The sequence below is a fragment of the Streptomyces sp. NPDC031466 genome (assembly GCF_055581265.1).
In genome coordinates this window covers 76,667-96,872 of the sequence record NZ_JBVIJT010000014.1, presented here as the reverse complement: position 1 = coordinate 96,872, position 20,206 = coordinate 76,667, and the positions used below count along the sequence as shown (strand labels likewise).

Genomic DNA, 20,206 nt, shown 5'->3' with positions numbered 1-20,206 from the left:
CGGGACGCCCGACGGGCACCCCGCGCGCCTCGCGCACCCTGTGCCACCCTGGGTACCACCCCGCCCCCAGGAGTCAGTCGCGATGCGCAGCGAACCGGTCCGCCCCGCCCCTTCCGTCGGTCCCGTGCAGGCGGGCCGGTCACTGGCCGTGTGCGCGCTGATCGGCGTGGCCGTGATGGCCGCCGTGGACGAGATCGTCTTCCACCAGATCCTGCACTGGCACCATTTCTACGACCGCTCCACCTCCGGCATCGGCCTGCTCTCCGACGGCCTGCTGCACACCTTCGAGCTGCTCGCCCTGGTCGCCGGGTTCGTCCTCTACGCCGATCTGCGCCGGCGTCGCGCGCTGGCCCCCGCCCACGGCCGGGCCGGGCTCTTCCTCGGCCTCGGCGCCTTCCAGCTCTTCGACGGCATCGTGGACCACAAGCTGCTGCGCCTGCACCAGATTCGCTACGACGTCGACGTCACCGGCTATGACCTGGCCTGGAACATCGCCGGCCTCGTCCTGCTCCTCATCGGCGTCGCCCTGACCGCGCGTGCCAGGACCCGTACGGCGTCGTGATCCAGGCCCACTCCCCTGCCGGCACCGGCGCTCTCGGGCCGCTCGTCGCCACGGCCTCGGCGGCGGCCGCCGCCTGCTATCTGCTCACCGCCGCCCGGCTGCGCCGCCGGGGTGATGCCTGGCCCCGCCACCGGGACCTCTCCTTCACCGCCGGCTGCGCGGCCCTGGCGTACGCGCTGACCGGACCGCTGCCCGGCGGCGCGTTCACCGCCCACATGGCCCAGCACCTCGTCGTCGCCATGGCCGCCCCGCTGCCGCTGGTCCTCGCCCGCCCCCTCACGCTCATCCTGCGCGCGCTGCCCGGCGGGGCCCCGCCCCGTCGGGCCCTGCTGGCCGTGGCTCATTCCCGGCCCGCCGCCTGGCTGCTGTTCCCGCCGCCGGCCGCCGTCCTGGACATCGGCGGCCTGTGGCTGCTGTACCGCACCGGCCTGATGGACGCCGCCCACCACCGCCCGCTTCTCGGCGCCGCCGTCCAGATCCATGTCCTGGCCGCCGGGCTGCTGTTCACCTTCGCCGTCTGCCAGCTCGATCCCGTACGGCGCCGCTGGAGCCTCGCCTGGCGCGGCGCCACCCTGTTGGCCGCCGCCTGGGCCCACGCCGTCCTCGCCAAGAGCCTGTACGCCACGCCCCCGCCCGGCTTCACCTTCACACCCGGTGACCTGCACGCCGGGTCCCAACTGATGTACTACGGCGGGGACATCGCCGAACTCGCCCTCGCCATGGTCCTGGCCGTCGGCTGGTACGCCGACACGGGCCGCGCCCGGCGGCAGCCGGCCCCGTAGCCGGCCTCAGCCATGCCCGCTCGCCGGGAAGCACGGAGAGCCACGGCCCGCTGTGGGCGGTACGAAGTTCCCGCAGGTGTCCGGCGGCCCGGGTCGGCCGATCTCAGGACCACTTGTCCGTTCAGGGCCACTTCTCCGCGCGGAGCTGCCCGCCGCACTCCGGCACGCCCCGTCACCCATGGTCCGGGGCCACACTCCGCCGAGACGATGTGTGGTCCCGGACCACCTCGTGCGCCCGGCCGCAAGCGGCTCACAATGGCGGACCCCGCCCGAACCGGAGGTCCTCATGGCGTACAGAAAGACCCTCCTCGCCGTCGCCGCCGCTTTCGTCCTCGCCGTCGGCGGCGCCACCGGCGCCACGGCCGCCGTCCCCTCTCCGACGCCCGGCGAGCTGCGCACGTACGACATCGCGACGACGTACGTGTCCGGCGTCTCGTCCGGCGGCTACCTCGCCGACCAGTTGCACGTGGCCCACTCCGCCGTCTTCCAGGGCGCCGGGATCTTCAGCGCGGGCGCCTACAACTGCGCGCAGGGCAGTCTCAACACCGCCCTGTACGCCTGTATGGACACGTTCATGCCGCGCAAGACCCCGGCCCAACTGGAGCAACAGACCAGGGAGCGCGCCGCCGCCGGGCGGGTCGACCCCGTGTCCAACCTGTCGGGTGACCCGGTCTGGCTCTACCACGGCGGCTCCGACCGGACCATCGACCGACCGGTCAATGACGACCTGGCCACCTACCACCGGGACTTCGGTGCGAACGTCGCGTACGACACGTCCTCCAGGGCGGGCCATGCCTGGGTCTCGCCGCTCGGCCAGGTGCCCTGCACGAGCACCGCGTCGCCCTACCTCAACAACTGCGGTGACGATCCTCAGCACCGCATGCTCACGCATCTCTTCGGCACCACCGCGCGCCCCGCCACCACCGCCCCGCTCGACGGCACCCTGACCCGTTTCGACCAGAACCTCTACGCCCCGGGCGGCAGCGCCGCCGCCGTCAGCATGGGCAAGGACGGCTTCGCGTATACCCCCAGGGCGTGCGCGACCGGCACCGGGGGGCCGTGCCGCCTCATGGTCGCCCTGCACGGATGTCAGCAGACGTACGGCCAGATCGGGGACGTGTTCATGCGCCAGGCCCACCTGAACGAGTACGCCGACACCAACCGCATGATCGTCCTGTACCCGCAGGCCACCACCTCGCCCGACAATCCACGCGGTTGCTGGAACTGGTGGGGCTACGGAGGTGACACCAAGTACGCGGAGAAGGGCGGCCACCAGATCTCCGCGATCCTCGCCATGGTCAGGCGGCTGGGCGCCCCGGGTGCCCGGAACGTGCCCTACTGCCCGGGATGCACGCCCTGATCGCTCTGTCCCCCTGCCCTGACCCGCGCGACGGCGCCCGTCTCCAGGGCCGTCCAGAGCGCGCCGTCCGGGCCCACGGTGATGCCGTGCGGTTCGGACGCGGGCGAGGGCAGATCGTACTCGCTGATCTCGTACACCCCACCGGCCGTCGCCCTGACGCGGCCGACGCGGTTGGCGCCCCACTCGGTGAACCAGCAGTCCCCCGTCGCCGCCGCGACGACGGCGTGCGGCTTGGCGGTCCGGTCGGGGAGCGGGAACTCCTCGATCCGGCCGGTCACGGAGATCCTGCCGATCTGCCCGGCCATGATCTCCACGAACCACAGGGCCTCGCCGTCGCATGCGATGCCCACCGGTCCGGCCCCCTCGGTGGGCAGCGGATGCAGGTCCACCGCGCCGTCGACCTCCATGCGGCCGATCGCGTTGGCCTGGTTGAGGGTGAACCACAGCGCGCCGTCGGGGCCCGCCGCGATCATCGAGGGGTATCCGCCCTCGACCGGCAGGGTGAACTCGGCGATCTCACCCTCGACGGTGACGCGGCCGATGCGGTCGCTGTTCAACTCCGTGAACCACAGCGCACCGTCCGGTCCGGCGGTGATGCCGTAGGGCCCGCTGCCGGGCGTCGGCACGGCGTACGACTCGCTCCTGCCGTCCACGGTGAGGCGGCCGATGCGGTGGTCCTTCAAGCGGGTGAACCACAGCGCTCCGTCGGGCCCGGCGGTGATGACGGAGGGGCCGCACTCCGGCGCGCCCAGGTCGTACCGGGTCACCTCCCCCGCCACGGTGAGCCGCGCGATCTCGCCGCTCCCGTTGAGGGTGAGCCACAGGGCGCCGTCGGGGCCGGTGGCGATGCCGTACGGGCCCGCCCCCGCCTCGGCGATCCGGATCTCACTGACGCGCGGAGCACAACTGTCGGGCACGGCGGTTCCTTTCACGAGCCGGGTTCCGTGGATCACTGCTCCAGCTTCGCAGCCGCCCCGGTCCGGGAGGAACCGGGGCGGGCCCCCGGCTGCCGTCACCAGTGGCCCCCGTCCCGACCCCACTGGTCCTCGGCCCCATCGGTCCTTGGGGCCGCGGAGTAAAAGGGGACTCAGTGCGCCACCGCCTGTCCCGGCACCCGCGTCTGCGCGATCTCGCCGCCCGGCTCCATCGGCGCCGTGACGTCATCGTCGTCATGGCCCTTGCCGAGGTGGTTGAAGACCAGGTTCAGGAGTACGGCGGCCACGCAGCCCGTCGAGATGCCCGAGTCGAGGATGATCTTCGCGGTCTCCGGGAACGCGTGGTAGAACTCCGGCGCCGCGATCGGGATCAGGCCGACGGCCAGGGAGACGGCCACGATCAGGACGTTGTTGTCCCGCTCCAGGTTCGCCTTGACCAGCGTCTGGATGCCGCTCGCGGCGACCGAGCCGAAGAGCACGACGCCGGCGCCGCCGAGCACCGGACGCGGCACGACCGCGATCAGCGAGGCGGCCATCGGGCACAGGCCCATCAGGACGAGGAAGCCGCCGCCCGCGGCCACCACGAAGCGGCTGCGGATCTTCGTCATCGCGACCAGGCCGATGTTCTGCGCGAAGGCGCTGCACATGAAGCCGTTGAAGAGGGGGCTGAGCGCCGAGCCGAGGCAGTCGGCGCGCAGGCCCGCCGCGATGGTCCTCTCGTCCGCGGGCCGGTCCACGATCTCGCCGAGGGCCAGCATGTCCGCCGTCGACTCCGTCATCGAGACGACCATGACCACGCAGAGCGAGACGATGGCGGCGGCCGCGAACTGCGGGGCGCCGAAGTGGAAGGGCGTCGGGAAGCCGACGACGTCCGCCTCGCCGATGGGGCCGAAGTCGGTGGCGTCGAACGGGATGGCGATCAGCGTGCCGATGACCAGGCCGAGCAGGACCGCGATCTGCTTGACGAAGCCGGTGGTGAAGCGGCGCAGCAGCAGCACCACGACGAGGGTGCCGCCCGCGAGGGCGAGGTTCTTGGTGGAGCCGTAGTCGTCGGCGCCCGGCACGGGCCCCTGGGCCCAGCCGAAGGCGACCGGCATCAGGGAGATGCCGATGAGGGTGATGACCGTACCCGTGACCACGGGTGGGAAGAACCGGACCATCTTGGAGAAGAACGGCGCCGCGAGGAAGCCGAGGACGCCGGCGACGATGACCGCGCCGAAGATGAGGGGGAGCGCGTCGTCCTTGTCCTTCGTCGAGTCGACGACGGCGAGCATGGGCGCGACCCCGGCGAAGGTGACGCCGTTGACGAAGGGGAGCCGGGCGCCGATCTTCCAGACGCCGAGGGTCTGGAGGAAGGTCGCGAGGCCGGCGGTGAACAGACACGCGCCGGTCAGGAAGGTGAGTTCCTTCGGGGAGAGGCCGACGGCGGCGCCGACGATGAGGGGCGGGGCGACGACGCCCGCGTACATGGCGGCCACGTGCTGAAGGCCGGTGGTCGCCATCTTCAGGGGCGGGAGCTTCTCGTCGACCGGGTGGACCGCTCGTATGGAGCCCTCCCCGGGGTCGGGGTCGGGGGTACTGCCTCGCTTGGTGAACCTGGGCTGAGTGGCCACTGTGGCTCCTCCGGTTGTTTTCCCGTACCGGCTGGACACCGGCACATCGCTTCTGGGAGGTGGTGCGTGGGGCAAGGACTTGCTCGGTGTGCGGGTGGTGCGTGCGCCCAGGTAGTGCTGACCGCCCCGGGGACGTGAAGCTTTGGGCCACGTTCCCGGGGCGGCACTTGAGCAGCCCGCTCGGCTGCTCAAGTCCGGTCGGGGGCCGTCCCCCCCGACCGGAGTTCTTGGGTTCAGCCCCCGGCGGCGATCCGCGCCAGGCGCCGTGCCTCGTCCCGCGTGGAGCGGGCGATGGCGTCCTCGTCGGCGTGCAGCAGGCGGCCGTGCTCCACGACCGGGCTGCCGTTGACGAGGGAGAGGGTGACCGGGGCCGGCGCGCCGAGGACGAGGGCGGCCACCGGGTCGGCTATCGAGGCGTGCCCTATGCCGTCCGTCTTCCACAGGACGAGGTCGGCGAGCTTGCCGGGCTCCAGGGAGCCGATCTCCCGTTCCCGGCCGAGGACTTGGGCGCCACCATAGGTGCCGAGGCGCAGCGCCTGACGGGTGTTCAGGGCTACTTCGCGGTGCGCGCCGAGGCGGTTGATCAGCAGGGCGTTGCGCAGCTCGGTGTGGAGTTCGCCGGACTCGTTGGAGGCGGTGCCGTCGACGCCGAGGCCGACCGGCACGCCCGCCCTGAGCATGTCGGGTACGCGGGCGATGCCGGCGGCGAGGCGGGCGTTGGAGGACGGGCAGTGGGCGACGCCCGTGCCGGTACGGGCGAACGCGGCGATGTCGGAGTCGTTCATGTGGACGCAGTGCGCCATCCACACGTCGTCACCGAGCCAGCCGGTCGACTCGAAGTAGTCGGTGGGGCCCATGCCGAACAGCTCGTGGCAGAACTGCTCCTCCTCGACCGTCTCACTGCCGTGGGTGTGCAGTCGTACGTCCAGACGGCGAGCCAACTCGGCGCCCTGCCGCATGAGTTCGGTGGAGACGGAGAATGGCGAGCAGGGCGCGACGGCGATCTGGGTCATCGCGCCGAAGGACCGGTCGTGGTGCTTGTCGACGGTCTCCTCGGTCGCGGCGAGGGCGCCTGCCAGGGACTCCACGGCGAAGTCGGGGGGCAGGCCGCCGTCCTTCTCGCCGCGGTCCATGGAGCCGCGGGCCAGGGTGAAGCGGACGCCCAGCTCCGAGGCGGCGCGGATGATCGACCCGGCGAGGTCGCCTGCGCCGCGCGGGAAGACGTAGTGGTGGTCCATGGCGGTGGTGACGCCGCCGCGGGCCAGCATGGCGAGGGAGCCCCGCGCGGCCGCGTACGTCATCCGCTCGTCGATGCGTGCCCAGGTGGGGTACAGCGCCGTGAGCCAGTCGAAGAGGTTGTGGTCGGTGGCCAGGCCCCGGGTGATCCACTGGTAGAAGTGGTGGTGGGTGTTGATCAGGCCGGGGGTGGCGAGGTGGCCGGTGCCGTCGACGCGGCGCACGACGTTCTCCAGGCCCGTCGGCGCCTTGCCCGCGCCGAGGGACTCGATCGTGTTGCCCGCGACGACGATGTGACCGCAGGCGTACTCGGTGTCCTCGGCGTCGACCGTCGCGATGGCGACGTTCTCGATGACGACGCGGTCCGCGGAAGGAGCCATGGTGCTTCCTTGGGGTGAGTGGCGAGGGGGCACGGCATGGCCCTAGGAGGATTTGAGTGCCGTGGCCGCGTTCCGCGCGCCGCCACGGGTGCCGAGGTGATGGAAGAACAGGTTGAGCGAGACCGCGACGAGCGCGCCCGCGCTGATGCCGGAGCCGAGGACGGTCTGCGCCCAGGCGGGGAAGTCGGCGTAGAAGGTCGGCGCGGCGAGCGGGATGATGCCCGCCCCGAGCGCGACGGCCACCAGGATGATGTTGGAGCTGTCGTCCAGGCCCGCCTCGGAGAGCGTACGGATGCCGCTGACCGCGATGGAGCCGAAGAGGACGATGCCCGCGCCGCCGAGGACCGGCATGGGGACGACGTTGACGACGGCGCCGAGGACGGGGAAGGCGCCGAGCACGATGAGCGTGGCGCCCGCGACGGCCACGACGTAGCGGCTGCGGACCCGGGTCAGGGAGACGACGCCGACGTTCTGCGCGAAGGCGGAGGTCGGGAAGCCGCCGAAGACGGGGCCGACGAGTGTGGCGATGCCGTCGGTGCGCAGGCCCCGGGTGATGGTCTTCCCGTCCGTCTCGCGCTCGCAGATCTCACCGAGGGCGAGCATGCCGGCCGCCGACTCGGTCATCAGGACCAGCATGACGATGCAGAGCGAGAGGATGGCGGCGGGCTGGAAGAGGGGGGCGCCCGCGGCGAACGGCGTGGGCAGCGCGGCCAGCGGCGCGGTCCGCACGGAGGTGAAGTCGGCCATGCCGAAGGGCATCGCGGCGAGCGTACCGATGAACAGGCCCGCGAGCAGGGCGACTTGCCTCAGGAAACCGCGTCCGAAGCGCTGGAAGAGCAGGATGACGACGAGCGTGAAGGCGGCGAGCGCCAGGTACTTCATGTCGCCGAAGTCCGGGCTCGTCTCGTCGCCGCCCTGCGCCCACTTGACGGGTACGGGCATCAGGGTGACGCCGATGAGTGTGATGACGACACCGGTGACCAGCGGCGGGAAGAAGCGCAGCAGCCTGCCGAAGAAGGGGCCGATCAGGAGGCAGAAGACGCCCGCGACCATCACCGCGCCGTAGATCGCGGGGAGTTGGTCGCCCTTGGCATTGGTCTCGGCGATGGCGAGGATCGGCGCGATGCCGGCCGAGGAGGCGGCGTTCACGAAGGGCAGGCGGTTGCCGACGAAGCCCTTGACGCCGAGGGTCTGCAGGATGGTGGCGAGACCGGCGATCAGCAGACCGGCGGCGATCAGCCGGGTCTGCGCCACGGTGTCCAGGCCGCACGCCTGTCCGATGATGAGCGGAGGGGTGACCACGCCCGCGTACATGGCGGCGATGTGCTGGAGTGCGGCGGGGACGAGCCGCGAGGGGTGGAGCTTCTCATCCACCGGGTGACAGTCGGGAGTTGATGCCTCGTCACCTGCCGGTGGGGTGGAACACGGGCCTTCTGCCGACCCTTTTGCAGGCTGTGCCATTGCTGTTCCCTCCGGTGTGGCGCGCCCCCGCCCACTGCGGGAGGGCGGGGGCGCGCGTCCCGCGTCAGAGGTTGGTCATGTCGACCGGGATCTTGGGCTCGACGCCGTCCCGCAGGACAGTGGCCTCGATGAGGCCGTAGGGGCGGTCGGCCGCGTAGTAGACCTCGTTGTCGTTCTTCAGCCCGAACGGTTCGAGGTCGACCAGGAAGTGGTGCTTGTTGGGCAGCGAGAAGCGGACCTCGTCGATCTCCGCGCGGTTGTTGATGATGCGCGAACCCATCTGGTACAGGGTCTGCTGGAGCGAGAGCGAGTACGTCTCCGCGAAGGCCTGGAGCATGTGCTTCTTGACCTGCTCGTAGGACTTCTCCCAGTGGGGCATCCGCTGCTCGTCGTCGGTCCAGTTGAACCGCCAGCGGGAGGACACCTGGGTGGCGAGGATGCGGTCGTAGGCTTCCTTCAGCGTCGTGTACTTGTCCTTGATGTAGCCCCAGAACTCCGAGTTGGTGGAGTTCATCACGACCAGGTCCTTCAGGCCGGAGATGACCTCCCACTTCTCACCGTCGTAGGTGATCTGGGTGACCCGGGTCTCCTGGCCCTGGCGGACGAAGGAGTGCTTCACCTCGTCGGAGCCGATGAACTTCGAGTTGGCGTCGGAGGTCGCGATGCGCTCCCAGGCGTACTCCTCGATGCGGATGCGCGCCTGGTGGATCGGCTCCTGCGACGTCACGAAGTGGCGCGCCAGGTGGATGCCGAACTGCTCGGCCGACTCGATGCCGTACTCCTTGGCGAACGCGTACACCGTGTTCTTGGTGGTGTCCGTCGGCAGGCAGTGGGCGTTGGAACCCGAGTAGTGCACGTCGTCCAGGTCGCCGGAGAGGGCGACGGAGACGTTCAGGTCCTTGATGTGGTGGGTGTCGCCGTCCCGCGTGATCTTTACGACCCGGTTCTCAGCCTTGCCGTACTGGTTCTGTCCCAGAATGGTGGGCATGTCTGCTAGCTCCCTCGGTAAACGGAGTAGCCGAACGGGTTGAGCAGCAGCGGTACGTGGTAGTGCTCGCCCGGCGTGACGGCGAACGTGATCGCCACCTCCGGGAAGAACGCTCCGCTCGTGCCGCTGTCCCGATTCGCGGGGGCGTCCTGCTGCGCCTCGGCTTGCTGGTTGTTCTGCTTGGTCAGGAAGTACGCCTCGGTCTCGAAGTCGAGGCGTACGTGCGTGGTCCCCGCCGGCAGCGCCGGCAGGTCCTTGCAGCGCCCGTCCGCGTCGGTCGCGCTCGCGCCGAGCGCCTCCCACCGCTCGCCCGGGCCGCTGCGGGCGGACAGGGAGACGGCGACGCCCTCGGCGGGGCGGCCGACGCTGGTGTCCAGGATGTGCGTGGACACCGACGCGGTGTCGTCGGCGGGTTGCGTGCTCATGCGGCTTCCTCTTCCAGGAGGCGGGTCAGACGGATGCGGTTGATCTTGCCCAGTTCGGTGCGGACGATCTCCCGCTCCTGTTCGGGCGAGTTGCCGATCCGTTCCTTGACCGCGTCCCGCATCTGCTCACCGGTGCGGCCGGTGGCGCAGATCAAAAAGACGTGGCCGAACTTCTCCTGGTAGGCCAGGTTCAGTTCGAGCATCTCGGCCTTGAGTTCCTCGGAGGCTCCCGCCATGCCCCGCTGTTCGCGGGACGAGGTGGGGTCCCCGGGCTTCGGGCGGCCGATCGGCGGGTGCCCCGCCATGGCCTCGGCCAGATCCTCCGCGCTCAGCTCGGCCATCACGGCGTCGCTCGCGGCGAAGAGGGCTTCGACGGTGGCGTAGGGGCGCCGGGAGAGCAGCTTGCTCCCCCAGGCCGAAGAGGCACAGGCCTCGTGGAGGGCGGCGGTGGCCGCGGCCTCCTCCAAGGCGTTGAACCGGGTGAGACCCGGCGTCGTATTCGAAGTCACGGGAGCCTCCGTGGCCTTGTGCTGGACGGGCTGCGGAACAGCTAAGACCTTCGACAACGCAGCGTCAACACTTTGTTGAAATAAGTTGAACAAAGAAGCCGTCACCCGGCGATTCGGGTGACGGCTCGGATGCGCTACGTGAGAATACGGCGGGCGTGACGCCCCCGGACCCGGGGGGACTATTCGCCCTTGGCGGCGTTTTCCCTGTTCAGGTAGTTGTATACGGTAAAACGCGACACGCCTAGGGCGCTCGCCACCGTCTCGACGCCGTGACGGACGGCGAACGCGCCGCGCGCCTCCAGGATTCGTACGACCTCCTGCTTCGCCTTGCGGTCCAGCTCGGCGAGTGGCCTGCCCCGCTTGCGCTCCAGGGCGAGCAGGATGTGGTCCAGGGAGTCGGCGAGCTGAGGCAGCCGCACGGCCACCACGTCCTCGCCCTCCCAGGCCAGGACCACGTCGTCGGTCCCCGCCTGGTCCGGCGGCAGCATCTCGCCGCCCATGGCGTCCACCAGCGGCTTGACCGCGGCGGCGAAGGGGTCATCCCCGAACGCGGTCACTTATCCGCCTCCCCCGACACTCCCGGGCCCGCCGGCCGGCCGGGCTCCCCCGGTTCGCCGATCACGTTGACCTGGAGCGAGACCCGGGTGGCGCCCGCCCCGAGGGAGCGGCGCAGCATCGCGTCGACGGCGGTCAGGACCGCGTCGGCGTCGCCCTCGGCGGTGTTGCCGAACGGGCCTACGTCGACCGCGTCCAGCGGGGCCCCCTGGATGACCTCGCGGGCCACCAGCGCATGCGGCGGGGCCTCCTCGAGATCGAAGGGTTCGGTCGTGAACTCCACTCTCAATCGCACGCGGCCAACCTACTGCCGCCGGTCGATTTTTCGGCAGTCCCCTCTTGACAGCTTCCGCGGATCGGAGGCAGTCTTCCACCAGACAGAAATGAACTTCCGCAATACGGAAGGAGCGCGGAAGCCCCATGGGATACTCCGACCAGCGCTTCGATGTGAACCTGTCGATCCTCTTCACCGAGCTCCCGCTCCTGGAGCGCCCCGCGGCCGCCGCGAAGGCAGGCTTCGGCGCGGTCGAGCTGTGGTGGCCCTGGGTCGACGCCCCCACCCCCGAGCAGTCCGAGCTCGACGCCCTGAAAAAGGCGATCGAGGACGCGGGCGTGCAACTGGTGGGTCTGAACTTCTACGCCGGACAGCTGCCCGGCCCCGACCGCGGCGCCCTGTCGATCCCCGGCGAGGAGAGCGACAAGTTCCGCGCGAACCTCGCGGTGGCCGCCGACTTCGCGCAGTCGCTCGGCTGCACGGCGCTCAACGCGCTCTACGGCAACCGCGTCGACGGCGTGGACCCGGCCGTCCAGGACGAACTCGCGCTGGAGAACCTGGTGCTCGCCGCCCGCGAGGCCGACCGCGTCGGAGCGATCCTGCTCATCGAGGCGCTCAACGCGCCCGAGTCGCCGAAGTGCCCCCTCGTGAGCGCCCCCGCGGCGGTCGCCGTGGTGGACAAGGTGAACGCGGCGACCGGGCTCGGCAACGCGAAGTTCCTCATGGACCTGTACCACCTGTCCATGAACGGGGAGGACCTGCCGGCCGTCATCTCGCGGTACGCCGCGAAGACGGGCCATGTGCAGATCGCGGACAACCCCGGACGGGGGGCGCCGGGTACGGGGGCGCTGCCGCTGGAGGCTCTGCTCGACCAGCTGCGTGCCGCGGGCTACGAGGGGTGGGTCGGCCTGGAGTACAAGGCCGGCGAGCGTCCCAGCGGGGAGTCCTTCGGCTGGCTGTCGGGGCGGGACTAGGCGCCGCTTCGCGGCGATGCTCTCCCACCCACCACCCGTTGCCCCGCGTCACCTCCTCGTCGAAACACCGCAGTCAGAAAGGCACCCTCATGAGCAACCTTCCCAAGGTCGCGTGGATCGGGCTCGGCATCATGGGCTCCCCCATGTCCGAGAACCTGATCAAGGCGGGTTACTCCGTCACCGGCTACACCCTGGAGCAGGACAAGCTGGACCGGCTCTCGGCCGCCGGCGGCACCGCCGCGAAGTCCATCGCCGAGGCCGTGCGGGACGCCGACGTCATCGTCACGATGGTGCCCGCCTCCCCGCAGGTCGAGGCCATCGCGTACGGCCCGGACGGCATCCTGGAGAACGCGCGGTCGGGCGCGCTGATCGTCGACATGTCCTCGATCACGCCGCAGACCTCCGTGGACCTGGCCAAGGCCGGCAAGGAGAAGGGCCTGCGCGTCCTGGACGCCCCGGTCTCCGGTGGCGAGGCGGGCGCGATCGAGGCCGTCCTGTCCATCATGGTCGGCGGTGAGCAGGCCGACTTCGACGAGGCCAAGCCGCTCCTGGAGGCCCTCGGCAAGACCATCGTGCTGTGCGGTCCGCACGGCTCCGGTCAGACCGTGAAGGCCGCCAACCAGCTCATCGTCGCCGTCAACATCCAGGCGTGCGCCGAGGCCGTGGTCTTCCTGGAGAAGTCCGGCGTGGACCTGACAGCCGCGCTCGACGTCCTGAACGGCGGCCTCGCCGGTTCGACCGTGCTGACCCGCAAGAAGGACAACTTCCTGAACCGGGACTTCAAGCCCGGCTTCCGGATCGACCTGCACCACAAGGACATGGGCATCGTCACCGACGCCGCCCGCAACGTGGGCGCCGCCCTGCCCGTCGGCGCGGTCGTCGCCCAGCTCGTCGCCTCGCTGCGCGCGCAGGGTGACGGCGGCCTCGACCACTCCGCCCTGCTGCGCGCCGTCGAGCGCCTGTCGGGCGCCGAGCTCTAAGTCCCCGGGCCCCTTTGAGACTTCCGGGCCGCGGCGGCGCTGACACCTGTCCTGTCGCGCCCAGGCGCCGCCGCGGCCCGGAACCACGACCACAAATTCAACAAACTGTTGACGTAGCAGTTCAGGGCTCCTTACGCTCCGAGCACCTCAGCAGTCACAGCACGGAAGGTCACCATGTCGAAGCGCGTGCTTACGACCGAGTCCGGCGCCCCGGTCGCCGACAACCAGAACTCCGCCACCGCCGGCGTCGGTGGCCCCATCCTGCTCCAGGACCAGCACCTCCTGGAGAAGCTGGCCCGCTTCAACCGTGAGCGCATCCCGGAGCGCGTCGTCCACGCCCGGGGCTCCGGCGCGTACGGGTACTTCGAGGTGACCGACGACGTCACCGGCTTCACCCACGCCGACTTCCTGAGCGAGGTCGGCAAGCGCACCGAACTGTTCCTGCGCTTCTCCACCGTGGCCGACAACCTCGGCGGTGCGGACGCGGTCCGCGACCCGCGCGGTTTCGCGGTGAAGTTCTACACCGAAGAGGGCAACTACGACCTCGTCGGCAACAACACCCCGGTGTTCTTCATCAAGGACCCCATCAAGTTCCCCGACTTCATCCACTCCCAGAAGCGCGACCCCTTCACGGGCAAGCAGGAGCCGGACAACGTCTGGGACTTCTGGGCGCACTCCCCCGAGGCCACGCACCAGGTCACCTGGCTGATGGGCGACCGCGGCATCCCCGCCTCGTACCGCCACATGAACGGCTACGGCTCGCACACCTACCAGTGGACGAACGCCAAGGGCGAGGCCTTCTTCGTCAAGTACCACTTCAAGACGAACCAGGGCGTCCGCTCCCTGTCCAGCGAGCAGGCCGCCGAGCTGGTCGGCAAGGACGCCAACTCGCACCAGACCGACCTGCTCCAGGCGATCGAGCGGGGCGTCAACCCCTCCTGGACGCTGCACGTGCAGATCATGCCCGCGTCCGAGGCGGCGGACTACCGCTTCAACCCGTTCGACCTCACCAAGGTGTGGCCGCACAAGGACTACCCGCTCCAGCGCGTGGGCCGCCTGGTCCTCGACCGCAACCCGGACAACGTCTTCGCCGAGGTCGAGCAGGCCGCGTTCTCCCCGAACAACTTCGTGCCGGGCATCGGCCCCTCGCCCGACAAGATGCTCCAGGGCCGCCTGTTCGCCTACGCCGACGCGCACCGCTACCGCCTGGGCGTCAACCACACCCAGCTCGCGGTGAACGCCCCCAAGGCGGCCAAGGCCGACAACTACGGCCGCGACGGCCTGATGGCGTCCAATCCCTACGGCCGCGACCGCAAGAACTACGAGCCCAACTCGTACGACGGGCCCGCCGAGACCGGTCAGCCGCTGTCCGCGCCGATCGCGGTCGCCGGTTACACGGGCACGCACACCGCCCCGACCCACGCCAAGGACGACGACTTCTTCCAGGCCGGTGAGCTGTACCGGCTGATGTCCGAGGACGAGAAGTCGCGCCTGGTGGCGAACATCGCCGGTGGCCTCTCGCAGGTCTCCCGCGACGACGTCATCGAGAAGAACCTCGCCCACTTCCACGCCGCCGACGCCGACTACGGCAAGCGCGTCGAGGAGGCCGTCCGCGCCCTGCGCGAGGACTGAGCCAGCCACATTTCTCAGGCTGCGCCGGTGAGTTGACGGGAGGTCGACTCGGCGGCGCTGAGCCCGCACCGCCGTCACGGACCCGGATGAGGGGTGGTACGTGACGCGGGCGGGCACGGTCCGCGGCGGCTCTGCGAGCCAGTGCGGTGGTCAAGGTCCGGTGGCTTCCCTCTCGACCTGAGAAGAGGGACACCCCGGCCCGTCGCATCCGCCGCGGCCCCGACTCCCCCGTGCGGCAGCCCGGCACGGGGGCGCCTCGACGTGAGGCCCATGGACTCCGCCCGGCAGCACGTATGCATGTTTCGCCAGTCGCGCGCCGTCGGGCGGGCACAACCGCACATCCCACGGCCGGAGCGCCGGGTACGGACGGTCCCGTACTCGGCGCTCTTTCGCGTGCGCGCATGCGCCCGGGCCCGGCACGCCGATCAGGGGAGTCGGCAGCGTCGGCCTGTTCGCCGGTTCGCCGTGGCGGCGGCGATGACGGTGTCCAGCCTGTCCCGGGCCTCCACCAGATCGCCGATCCTGCTGTCGATGCGAGCCCGCTCCGCGGAAAGCCGGTCGAGCAGCTCCGGCGTGGCCTCACCGTTCACGACGCACGGCAGCAGATCCGCGATCGACCTGCTCGGCAGCCCGGCGGCGTACCACTGCTGGACCAGCTGGACGCGGTCGACCGCGCTGTCCGCGTGCTGCCGCCGGCCGCTGGGGCTGCGCCGTGCGGCGAGCAGGTTCTGTTCCTCGTAGTAGCGCAGCGCCCGCACGCTGACGCCTGTCCTGGCGGCGAGCTCGCCGATACGCATCATGCCGCTCCGATATGAGCCGGACCACACTACTTGCCTCTGACGTCGACGTCGCCCGGGCCTCTCGCGGCCGGGCGCGCCAAAGGGGCGGTCCACCCCCCTCGGGTGGACCGCCCCTGTCGGTGCTCCGCCGCGCGTCAGACCTTCAGCGGGCGGATGGCCGTCGGCGCGTGGCCCGGCTCGGTCGCGATCTCCTCGAACTCCTTGACCGCGCTGATGTCCGCGGTCGGGCTCATCGAGATGTTCGTGATGCGCTCCAGGATCGCCTCGACGACCACCGGCACGCGGTGTTCGGCCGCGAGCTTCTTGGCCTGCTCGAAGGCCGGCAGCAGCTCGTCGGGCTCGGTGACCCGGATCGCCTTGCAGCCGAGGCCCTCGGCGACCTTGACGTGGTCGACGCCGTAGACGCCCAGCTCCGGGGAGTTCTGGTTCTCGAACTCCAGGTTGACCTGGAAGTTGATGTCCAGGCCGATCTGGGCCTGGCGGATCAGGCCCAGGTAGGCGTTGTTGACCAGGACGTGGACGTAGGGGATGCGGTGCTGCGCGCCGACCGCCAACTCCTCGATCATGAACTGGAAGTCGTAGTCGCCGGAGAGCGCGACGACGGGCGACTGGGGGTCGGCCTTGGCGACGCCGAGCGCGGCCGGGATGGTCCAGCCGAGGGGGCCCGCCTGGCCGCAGTTGATCCAGTGGCGCGGCCGGTAGACGTGCAGCATCTGGGCGCCGGCGATCTGCGAGAGGCCGATCGTCGTCACGTACCGCGTCTCGGGGCCGAAGGCCCTGTTCATCTCCTCGTACACGCGCTGCGGCTTCATCGGCACGTTGTCGAAGTGCGTGCGGCGCTGGAGCGTGGACTTGCGCTCCAGGTGGGAGGCGACCCACGCCGAGCGGTCGGGCAGCTTGCCCGCGGCCTTCAGCTCCTTGGCCACCTCCACGAACAGTTCCAGCGCGGCCTTGGCGTCCGACGCGATGCCGTAGTCGGGAGCGAAGATCTTGCCGATCTGGGTCGGCTCGATGTCGACGTGGACGAACGTGCGGCCCTGGGTGTAGACGTCCAGCTTGTAGCCGGTGTGGCGGTTGGCCCAGCGGTTGCCGATGCCGAGGACGAAGTCCGACTCCAGGAACGTCGCGTTGCCGTAGCGGTGGCCGGTCTGCTGGCCGACCATGCCGGCGTTCAGCTCGTGGTCGTCGGGGATGGTGCCCCAGCCCATCAGGGTGGGCACGACCGGCGTGTCGGTGATCTCGGCGAACTCGACCAGGAGGTCGGAGGCGTCGGCGTTGATGATGCCGCCGCCCGCGACGATCAGCGGCCGCTCGGACTCCAGGAGGAAGCCGATGGCCTTCTCGATCTGGGCGCGGGTCGCGGCCGGCTTGTAGACCGGCAGCGGCTCGTAGGTGTCCGGGTCGAACTCGATCTCGGTCTGCTGGACGTCGATGGGCAGGTCGATGAGGACCGGGCCGGGACGGCCGGAGCGCATCAGGTGGAAGGCCTGCTGGAAGACGCCGGGGACCTGCGCGGCCTCCAGGACGGTGACGGCCATCTTGGTGACCGGCTTGGCGATCGAGGCGATGTCGACGGCCTGGAAGTCCTCCTTGGCCAGGAGGTGGCTGGGTGCCTGGCCGGTGATGCACAGGATCGGGATGGAGTCGCCGGTCGCGGAGTACAGGCCGGTGATCATGTCGGTGCCGGCCGGGCCCGAGGTGCCGATGCAGACGCCGATGTTGCCCGGGTTGGTCCGGGTGTAGCCCTCGGCCATGTGCGAGGCGCCCTCGACGTGCCGCGCGAGGGTGTGGTCGATGCCACCGCCCTCCTTGAGCGCCTTGTAGAAGGGGTTGATCGCGGCGCCGGGCACACCGAACGCGTTGACGACGCCCTCGCGCTTGAGGATCTCAACTGCCGCGCGGGCAGCGGTCATACGAGCCATGGGGTTCTCCTGCTTCGACAGCTACGACAGCTTTTCGGCTGCCGGATACGGCGGGCGGATCCGGCTCCCGTCGCGCCCCGCGGTGAGCACTTTTTCCGCATCGTGGAAAGAATGTTCTGCTATATGGAAGCAATGTATGCGGGCGCGTCGGCGACCGTCAAGGGACGTCCGCGATCCGGCCGGACGGCGCGGGAGGAGGGTGGCGACCCGAGTCGCACCCCGACCCGGTCCCATCATTGGCACAGATGTTCGAATGGGCGGTACGCTGGGCCCATGGCACGGAACCAGCTCCAAGGGTCGCTCTTCGATCAGAGCGACGACCCGCGCCTGCGCTCCCTCGCCGGAGTCCGCAGGACGGTCCTCGGCGACGGCGCGTGGCTCGACCTGCTGCCGGGCTGGCTCACCGGCGCCGACGCCCTGTTCGAACACCTCGCCAGGGACGTCCCCTGGCAGGCCGAACGCCGGCAGATGTACGAGCGGGTCGTGGACGTACCGCGCCTGCTCGCCTTCTACCGCGCCGGTGAACCGCTGCCCCACCCCGTACTGGACGAGGCGCGCCGGGCCCTGTCCGCGCACTACGCCGCCGAGCTCGGCGAGGAGTTCACGACGGCCGGCCTGTGCCACTACCGCGACGGGCGCGACAGCGTGGCCTGGCACGGCGACCGCATCGGCCGGGGCGCCCGCGAGAACACGATGGTCGCCATCCTCTCCGTGGGCGCACCCCGCGACCTGCTGCTGCGCCCGCGCGGCGGCGGCCGGACGGTCCGCCACCCGCTCGGGCACGGCGATCTGATCGTGATGGGCGGCTCGTGCCAGCGGACCTGGGAACACGCCGTCCCCAAGTCGGCCCGGGCCACCGGGGGCCGCATCAGCGTCCAGTTCCGCCCGCGCGGAGTGCGCTGACCGCCCCCGCCCGGGTCACGCCCGGCGGCCGCCACCTGCCGCGGGCGCCTTGGCGAGACGCAGGGAACGAAGGTGACGTACGTGGCGCAGGTGGCGTACGAGGGCCAGCGCCGCCAGTAGCGCCACGAGCCCGCACACCCCCGGCCAGCCGAGACCGCCGTAGGCCCGCGCCCCGAGCAGGGAGCCCACGCTGCCGCCCAGGTAGCCGCACGTCATGTACGCCGTGTTGAGCCGGGAACGCGCCTCGTCGCTCAGCGCGAAGATCCGCACCTGGTTGGCGATCATGCCCGACTGCATCGCGACGTCGAGCAGCAGCGACCCGACCGCGAGCGCCGTGAGCCCCACCGCGCCGCCGAGACCGCCGAGCAGCAGGACGCCGGACGCCGCGAGCACCGCGAGGACGGCGACGAGGTTGACGGCGTCGGCCCCCCGCCGGTCCACCTGGCGGCCCGCGAGCGGCGTGCAGATCATGGTGCCGGCGTTGACCAGCGCGAGCAGCCCCACCGCCGAGGCCCCCAGCCCGTACGTGGGACCGGTCAGCAGGAGCGCGACGCCGGTCCACAGCGCGGAGAACCCGCCGAAGAGCATCGCCTGGTAGAAACCGGAGCGCCGTAGCTCCGGCTCGGCGCGCAGCAGCCGGAGCGAGGCACCGACCAGCGCGGCATAGCCCTGCCGCGAGGGCGCCGTCGTCCTCGGCAGCGCGCGGGAGAGGACGAGCGCGATGAGCAGGGCGATGGCGGCCGTCACCAGATACGGCGCTCGCCAGCCGAGCCATTGGCCGAGGCTCCCGCCGAAGGCACGGGACAGCAGCATGCCGCCGATGGAGCCGCTCAGCAGGGTGCCCGTGACGGCGCCGCGCCGGCCCTCGGGGACCAGGCCCGCCGCCATGGGCGCCACGATCGGCGCGATCACGGTGGTGACGCCGACGAGGACGCTCGCGACGACGAGCGGCACGAGGCCGGGCGCGGCGCCCGCGGCGAGCAGGCCGAACCCCGCGAGGGAGAGCAGCGAGACGATGAGCGGCCGCCAGGGGACGCGGTCGCCGAGCGGGACGAGCAGGAAGATTCCGCCCGCGTAACCGAACTGGGTCGCCGTCACCACCAGGGCGGCGGTGTCGGCCGGCACCCGCAGCCCGTCGGCGACCAGCGGGCTGACGGCCTGCGGGAAGTAGACGTTGCCGACGGCCACGCCGCACACGACGGCGAGCAGCAGCACCATGCCGCGCCCGAGGCCCGGGGCCGCGCCGGGCCCCCTGGTCGGCTCCGCCGCGGGCGTCGTCCCGCGGCCGCTCGCTCTCCGGTTCACCGGCACACGATCCCCGGGGAACGGCGGCGGCACAACCGGTTTCGGCCGGGGCATACTCGTCCCATGTCGATCCGCCCCGCCACCGCCGCCGACCTCCCCGTGCTCCAGGACATCGAGCGGGCTGCGGGAGAAGCCTTCCGGGCGCTCGGCATGGACGCCGTCGCGGACGACGAGCCGCCCGCCGAGGAGCAGTTGGAGCGTTTTCGCCGGGCGGGGCGGGCGTGGGTCGCCGCCGACGAGGACGACGCGCCCGTCGCCTATCTGCTCAGCGAGCCCGTCGTGTACGTGCCCGGCACGCCCGTCGCGTACGCCGAGCACATCGAGCAGGTCACCGTGGCCCCCCGCGCCGCCCGCCGGGGGCTCGGCCGCGCCCTGATCGAGCACCTCGCGGACCGGGCGGGCGCGCAGGGCAGGACGGCGCTCACCCTGACGACGTTCGCGGACGTCCCGTGGAACGCCCCGTACTACGCCCGCATCGGCTTTCGCCCGCTGCCGGACGCCGCGCTCCCCCCGGCCCTCAGGGAGATCCGCGCGCACGAGGCGCGGCTGGGCCTCGACCGGTGGCCCCGCCTGTGCATGTGCCGCCCCCTGGCGCCCCGCCCGTCGTGAG

Annotated in this window: 20 protein-coding genes; 8 read left to right on the top strand and 12 right to left on the bottom strand. The window is 71.0% G+C overall.

The features are described 5' to 3' along the window. Nucleotides 1-82: 82 nt before the first annotated feature. The 3 genes from ACZ5GP_RS30620 to ACZ5GP_RS30610 all read left to right on the top strand — a co-directional run bounded on the left by ACZ5GP_RS30620 (nucleotide 83) and on the right by ACZ5GP_RS30610 (nucleotide 2,704). Complete coding sequence (locus ACZ5GP_RS30620) at nucleotides 83-562, top strand: DUF2243 domain-containing protein (protein ID WP_468753942.1); 480 nt, start codon at nucleotides 83-85, stop codon at nucleotides 560-562. Beyond that, the gene (locus ACZ5GP_RS30615) at nucleotides 559-1,344 is read left to right on the top strand and encodes a cytochrome c oxidase assembly protein (protein WP_468753941.1); all 786 of its coding nucleotides are present in this window, start codon (nucleotides 559-561) and stop codon (nucleotides 1,342-1,344) included. The genes ACZ5GP_RS30620 and ACZ5GP_RS30615 overlap by 4 nt, the downstream gene beginning before the upstream one ends. 286 nt (nucleotides 1,345-1,630) lie before the next feature. Continuing rightward, the gene (locus ACZ5GP_RS30610; protein WP_468753940.1) at nucleotides 1,631-2,704 is read left to right on the top strand and encodes an extracellular catalytic domain type 2 short-chain-length polyhydroxyalkanoate depolymerase; all 1,074 of its coding nucleotides are present in this window, start codon (nucleotides 1,631-1,633) and stop codon (nucleotides 2,702-2,704) included. Here ACZ5GP_RS30610 and ACZ5GP_RS30605 read toward each other — a convergent pair. The 9 genes from ACZ5GP_RS30605 to ACZ5GP_RS30565 form a co-directional block, all read right to left on the bottom strand. Continuing rightward, the gene (locus ACZ5GP_RS30605; protein WP_468753939.1) at nucleotides 2,680-3,621 is read right to left on the bottom strand and encodes a Vgb family protein; all 942 of its coding nucleotides are present in this window, start codon (nucleotides 3,619-3,621) and stop codon (nucleotides 2,680-2,682) included. The two genes, ACZ5GP_RS30610 and ACZ5GP_RS30605, sit on opposite strands and share 25 nt — an antisense overlap. Nucleotides 3,622-3,791: 170 nt before the next feature. After that, nucleotides 3,792-5,252 (bottom strand): nucleobase:cation symporter-2 family protein, encoded by a 1,461-nt coding sequence (locus ACZ5GP_RS30600; protein WP_468753938.1) that lies wholly within the window; start codon nucleotides 5,250-5,252, stop codon nucleotides 3,792-3,794. A gap of 233 nt (nucleotides 5,253-5,485) precedes the next feature. Further along, nucleotides 5,486-6,868, bottom strand: a complete 1,383-nt coding sequence (locus ACZ5GP_RS30595) for an 8-oxoguanine deaminase (protein ID WP_468753937.1) — start codon at nucleotides 6,866-6,868, stop codon at nucleotides 5,486-5,488. A gap of 42 nt (nucleotides 6,869-6,910) precedes the next feature. Next, nucleotides 6,911-8,329 (bottom strand): nucleobase:cation symporter-2 family protein, encoded by a 1,419-nt coding sequence (locus ACZ5GP_RS30590; RefSeq protein WP_468753936.1) that lies wholly within the window; start codon nucleotides 8,327-8,329, stop codon nucleotides 6,911-6,913. Between the two features lie 64 nt (nucleotides 8,330-8,393). After that, nucleotides 8,394-9,317: a factor-independent urate hydroxylase gene (pucL, locus tag ACZ5GP_RS30585; protein WP_358580249.1), complete on the bottom strand. Its 924-nt coding sequence runs from the start codon at nucleotides 9,315-9,317 to the stop codon at nucleotides 8,394-8,396. A 5-nt stretch (nucleotides 9,318-9,322) separates the two neighbouring features. Further along, nucleotides 9,323-9,742: a hydroxyisourate hydrolase gene (gene uraH / locus ACZ5GP_RS30580; protein WP_468753935.1), complete on the bottom strand. Its 420-nt coding sequence runs from the start codon at nucleotides 9,740-9,742 to the stop codon at nucleotides 9,323-9,325. Beyond that, nucleotides 9,739-10,251 carry a 2-oxo-4-hydroxy-4-carboxy-5-ureidoimidazoline decarboxylase gene (gene uraD / locus ACZ5GP_RS30575; protein ID WP_468753934.1) on the bottom strand — a complete coding sequence of 171 codons (513 nt, stop codon included), beginning with the start codon at nucleotides 10,249-10,251 and terminating at the stop codon, nucleotides 9,739-9,741. The genes uraH and uraD overlap by 4 nt, the downstream gene beginning before the upstream one ends. A 179-nt stretch (nucleotides 10,252-10,430) precedes the next feature. Beyond that, a complete protein-coding gene (locus tag ACZ5GP_RS30570) occupies nucleotides 10,431-10,808 on the bottom strand; it encodes a helix-turn-helix domain-containing protein (protein ID WP_358696662.1) in 378 nt (125 codons plus the stop codon). Next, on the bottom strand, nucleotides 10,805-11,101 hold the full coding sequence (locus ACZ5GP_RS30565; RefSeq protein ID WP_468753933.1) for a YkoF family thiamine-binding protein: 297 nt from the start codon (nucleotides 11,099-11,101) through the stop codon (nucleotides 10,805-10,807). The genes ACZ5GP_RS30570 and ACZ5GP_RS30565 overlap by 4 nt, the downstream gene beginning before the upstream one ends. 125 nt (nucleotides 11,102-11,226) lie before the next feature. Here ACZ5GP_RS30565 and ACZ5GP_RS30560 point away from each other — a divergent pair, with 125 nt between their 5' ends. From ACZ5GP_RS30560 to ACZ5GP_RS30550, 3 genes are all read left to right on the top strand, one after another. Beyond that, a complete protein-coding gene (locus tag ACZ5GP_RS30560; RefSeq protein WP_468753932.1) occupies nucleotides 11,227-12,054 on the top strand; it encodes a TIM barrel protein in 828 nt (275 codons plus the stop codon). Between the two features lie 89 nt (nucleotides 12,055-12,143). After that, complete coding sequence (locus ACZ5GP_RS30555; RefSeq protein WP_468753931.1) at nucleotides 12,144-13,034, top strand: 2-hydroxy-3-oxopropionate reductase; 891 nt, start codon at nucleotides 12,144-12,146, stop codon at nucleotides 13,032-13,034. A 174-nt stretch (nucleotides 13,035-13,208) separates the two neighbouring features. After that, nucleotides 13,209-14,666 (top strand): catalase, encoded by a 1,458-nt coding sequence (locus tag ACZ5GP_RS30550; protein WP_468753930.1) that lies wholly within the window; start codon nucleotides 13,209-13,211, stop codon nucleotides 14,664-14,666. A gap of 425 nt (nucleotides 14,667-15,091) precedes the next feature. Here ACZ5GP_RS30550 and ACZ5GP_RS30545 read toward each other — a convergent pair whose 3' ends face one another. Both ACZ5GP_RS30545 and gcl read right to left on the bottom strand, forming a co-directional pair. Then, on the bottom strand, nucleotides 15,092-15,466 hold the full coding sequence (locus ACZ5GP_RS30545) for a MerR family transcriptional regulator (protein WP_468753929.1): 375 nt from the start codon (nucleotides 15,464-15,466) through the stop codon (nucleotides 15,092-15,094). Nucleotides 15,467-15,600: 134 nt separating this feature from the next. Beyond that, nucleotides 15,601-17,379: a glyoxylate carboligase gene (gene gcl, locus ACZ5GP_RS30540; RefSeq protein WP_468754030.1), complete on the bottom strand. Its 1,779-nt coding sequence runs from the start codon at nucleotides 17,377-17,379 to the stop codon at nucleotides 15,601-15,603. A gap of 282 nt (nucleotides 17,380-17,661) precedes the next feature. Between gcl and ACZ5GP_RS30535 the strand changes: the two genes are divergently transcribed. Continuing rightward, nucleotides 17,662-18,291 (top strand): alpha-ketoglutarate-dependent dioxygenase AlkB, encoded by a 630-nt coding sequence (locus ACZ5GP_RS30535; RefSeq protein WP_468753928.1) that lies wholly within the window; start codon nucleotides 17,662-17,664, stop codon nucleotides 18,289-18,291. Nucleotides 18,292-18,306: 15 nt separating this feature from the next. Here the strand turns inward: ACZ5GP_RS30535 and ACZ5GP_RS30530 are convergent, their stop codons facing one another. Beyond that, complete coding sequence (locus tag ACZ5GP_RS30530) at nucleotides 18,307-19,509, bottom strand: MFS transporter (RefSeq protein WP_468754029.1); 1,203 nt, start codon at nucleotides 19,507-19,509, stop codon at nucleotides 18,307-18,309. Between the two features lie 150 nt (nucleotides 19,510-19,659). On the opposite strand from ACZ5GP_RS30530, the gene ACZ5GP_RS30525 reads away from it, so the two are divergent. Then, nucleotides 19,660-20,205, top strand: coding sequence for a GNAT family N-acetyltransferase (locus ACZ5GP_RS30525; protein ID WP_468753927.1), 546 nt, complete (start codon nucleotides 19,660-19,662; stop codon nucleotides 20,203-20,205). The last annotated feature ends 1 nt before the right edge of the window (nucleotide 20,206 follow it).

Bases quoted from the DNA above. Each gene is read 5' to 3' on its own strand.
- gcl (WP_468754030.1), bottom strand. From the start codon at position 17,379: ATGACCGCTGCCCGCGCGGCAGTTGAGATCCTCAAGCGCGAGGGCGTC.
- ACZ5GP_RS30535 (WP_468753928.1), top strand. From the start codon at position 17,662: ATGGCACGGAACCAGCTCCAAGGGTCGCTCTTCGATCAGAGCGACGAC.
- ACZ5GP_RS30610 (WP_468753940.1), top strand. From the start codon at position 1,631: ATGGCGTACAGAAAGACCCTCCTCGCCGTCGCCGCCGCTTTCGTCCTC.
- ACZ5GP_RS30595 (WP_468753937.1), bottom strand. From the start codon at position 6,868: ATGGCTCCTTCCGCGGACCGCGTCGTCATCGAGAACGTCGCCATCGCG.
- ACZ5GP_RS30525 (WP_468753927.1), top strand. From the start codon at position 19,660: ATGTCGATCCGCCCCGCCACCGCCGCCGACCTCCCCGTGCTCCAGGAC.
- ACZ5GP_RS30545 (WP_468753929.1), bottom strand. From the start codon at position 15,466: ATGATGCGTATCGGCGAGCTCGCCGCCAGGACAGGCGTCAGCGTGCGG.
- ACZ5GP_RS30555 (WP_468753931.1), top strand. From the start codon at position 12,144: ATGAGCAACCTTCCCAAGGTCGCGTGGATCGGGCTCGGCATCATGGGC.
- pucL (WP_358580249.1), bottom strand. From the start codon at position 9,317: ATGCCCACCATTCTGGGACAGAACCAGTACGGCAAGGCTGAGAACCGG.
- ACZ5GP_RS30530 (WP_468754029.1), bottom strand. From the start codon at position 19,509: ATGGTGCTGCTGCTCGCCGTCGTGTGCGGCGTGGCCGTCGGCAACGTC.
- ACZ5GP_RS30620 (WP_468753942.1), top strand. From the start codon at position 83: ATGCGCAGCGAACCGGTCCGCCCCGCCCCTTCCGTCGGTCCCGTGCAG.
- ACZ5GP_RS30560 (WP_468753932.1), top strand. From the start codon at position 11,227: ATGGGATACTCCGACCAGCGCTTCGATGTGAACCTGTCGATCCTCTTC.
- ACZ5GP_RS30590 (WP_468753936.1), bottom strand. From the start codon at position 8,329: ATGGCACAGCCTGCAAAAGGGTCGGCAGAAGGCCCGTGTTCCACCCCA.
- ACZ5GP_RS30550 (WP_468753930.1), top strand. From the start codon at position 13,209: ATGTCGAAGCGCGTGCTTACGACCGAGTCCGGCGCCCCGGTCGCCGAC.
- uraH (WP_468753935.1), bottom strand. From the start codon at position 9,742: ATGAGCACGCAACCCGCCGACGACACCGCGTCGGTGTCCACGCACATC.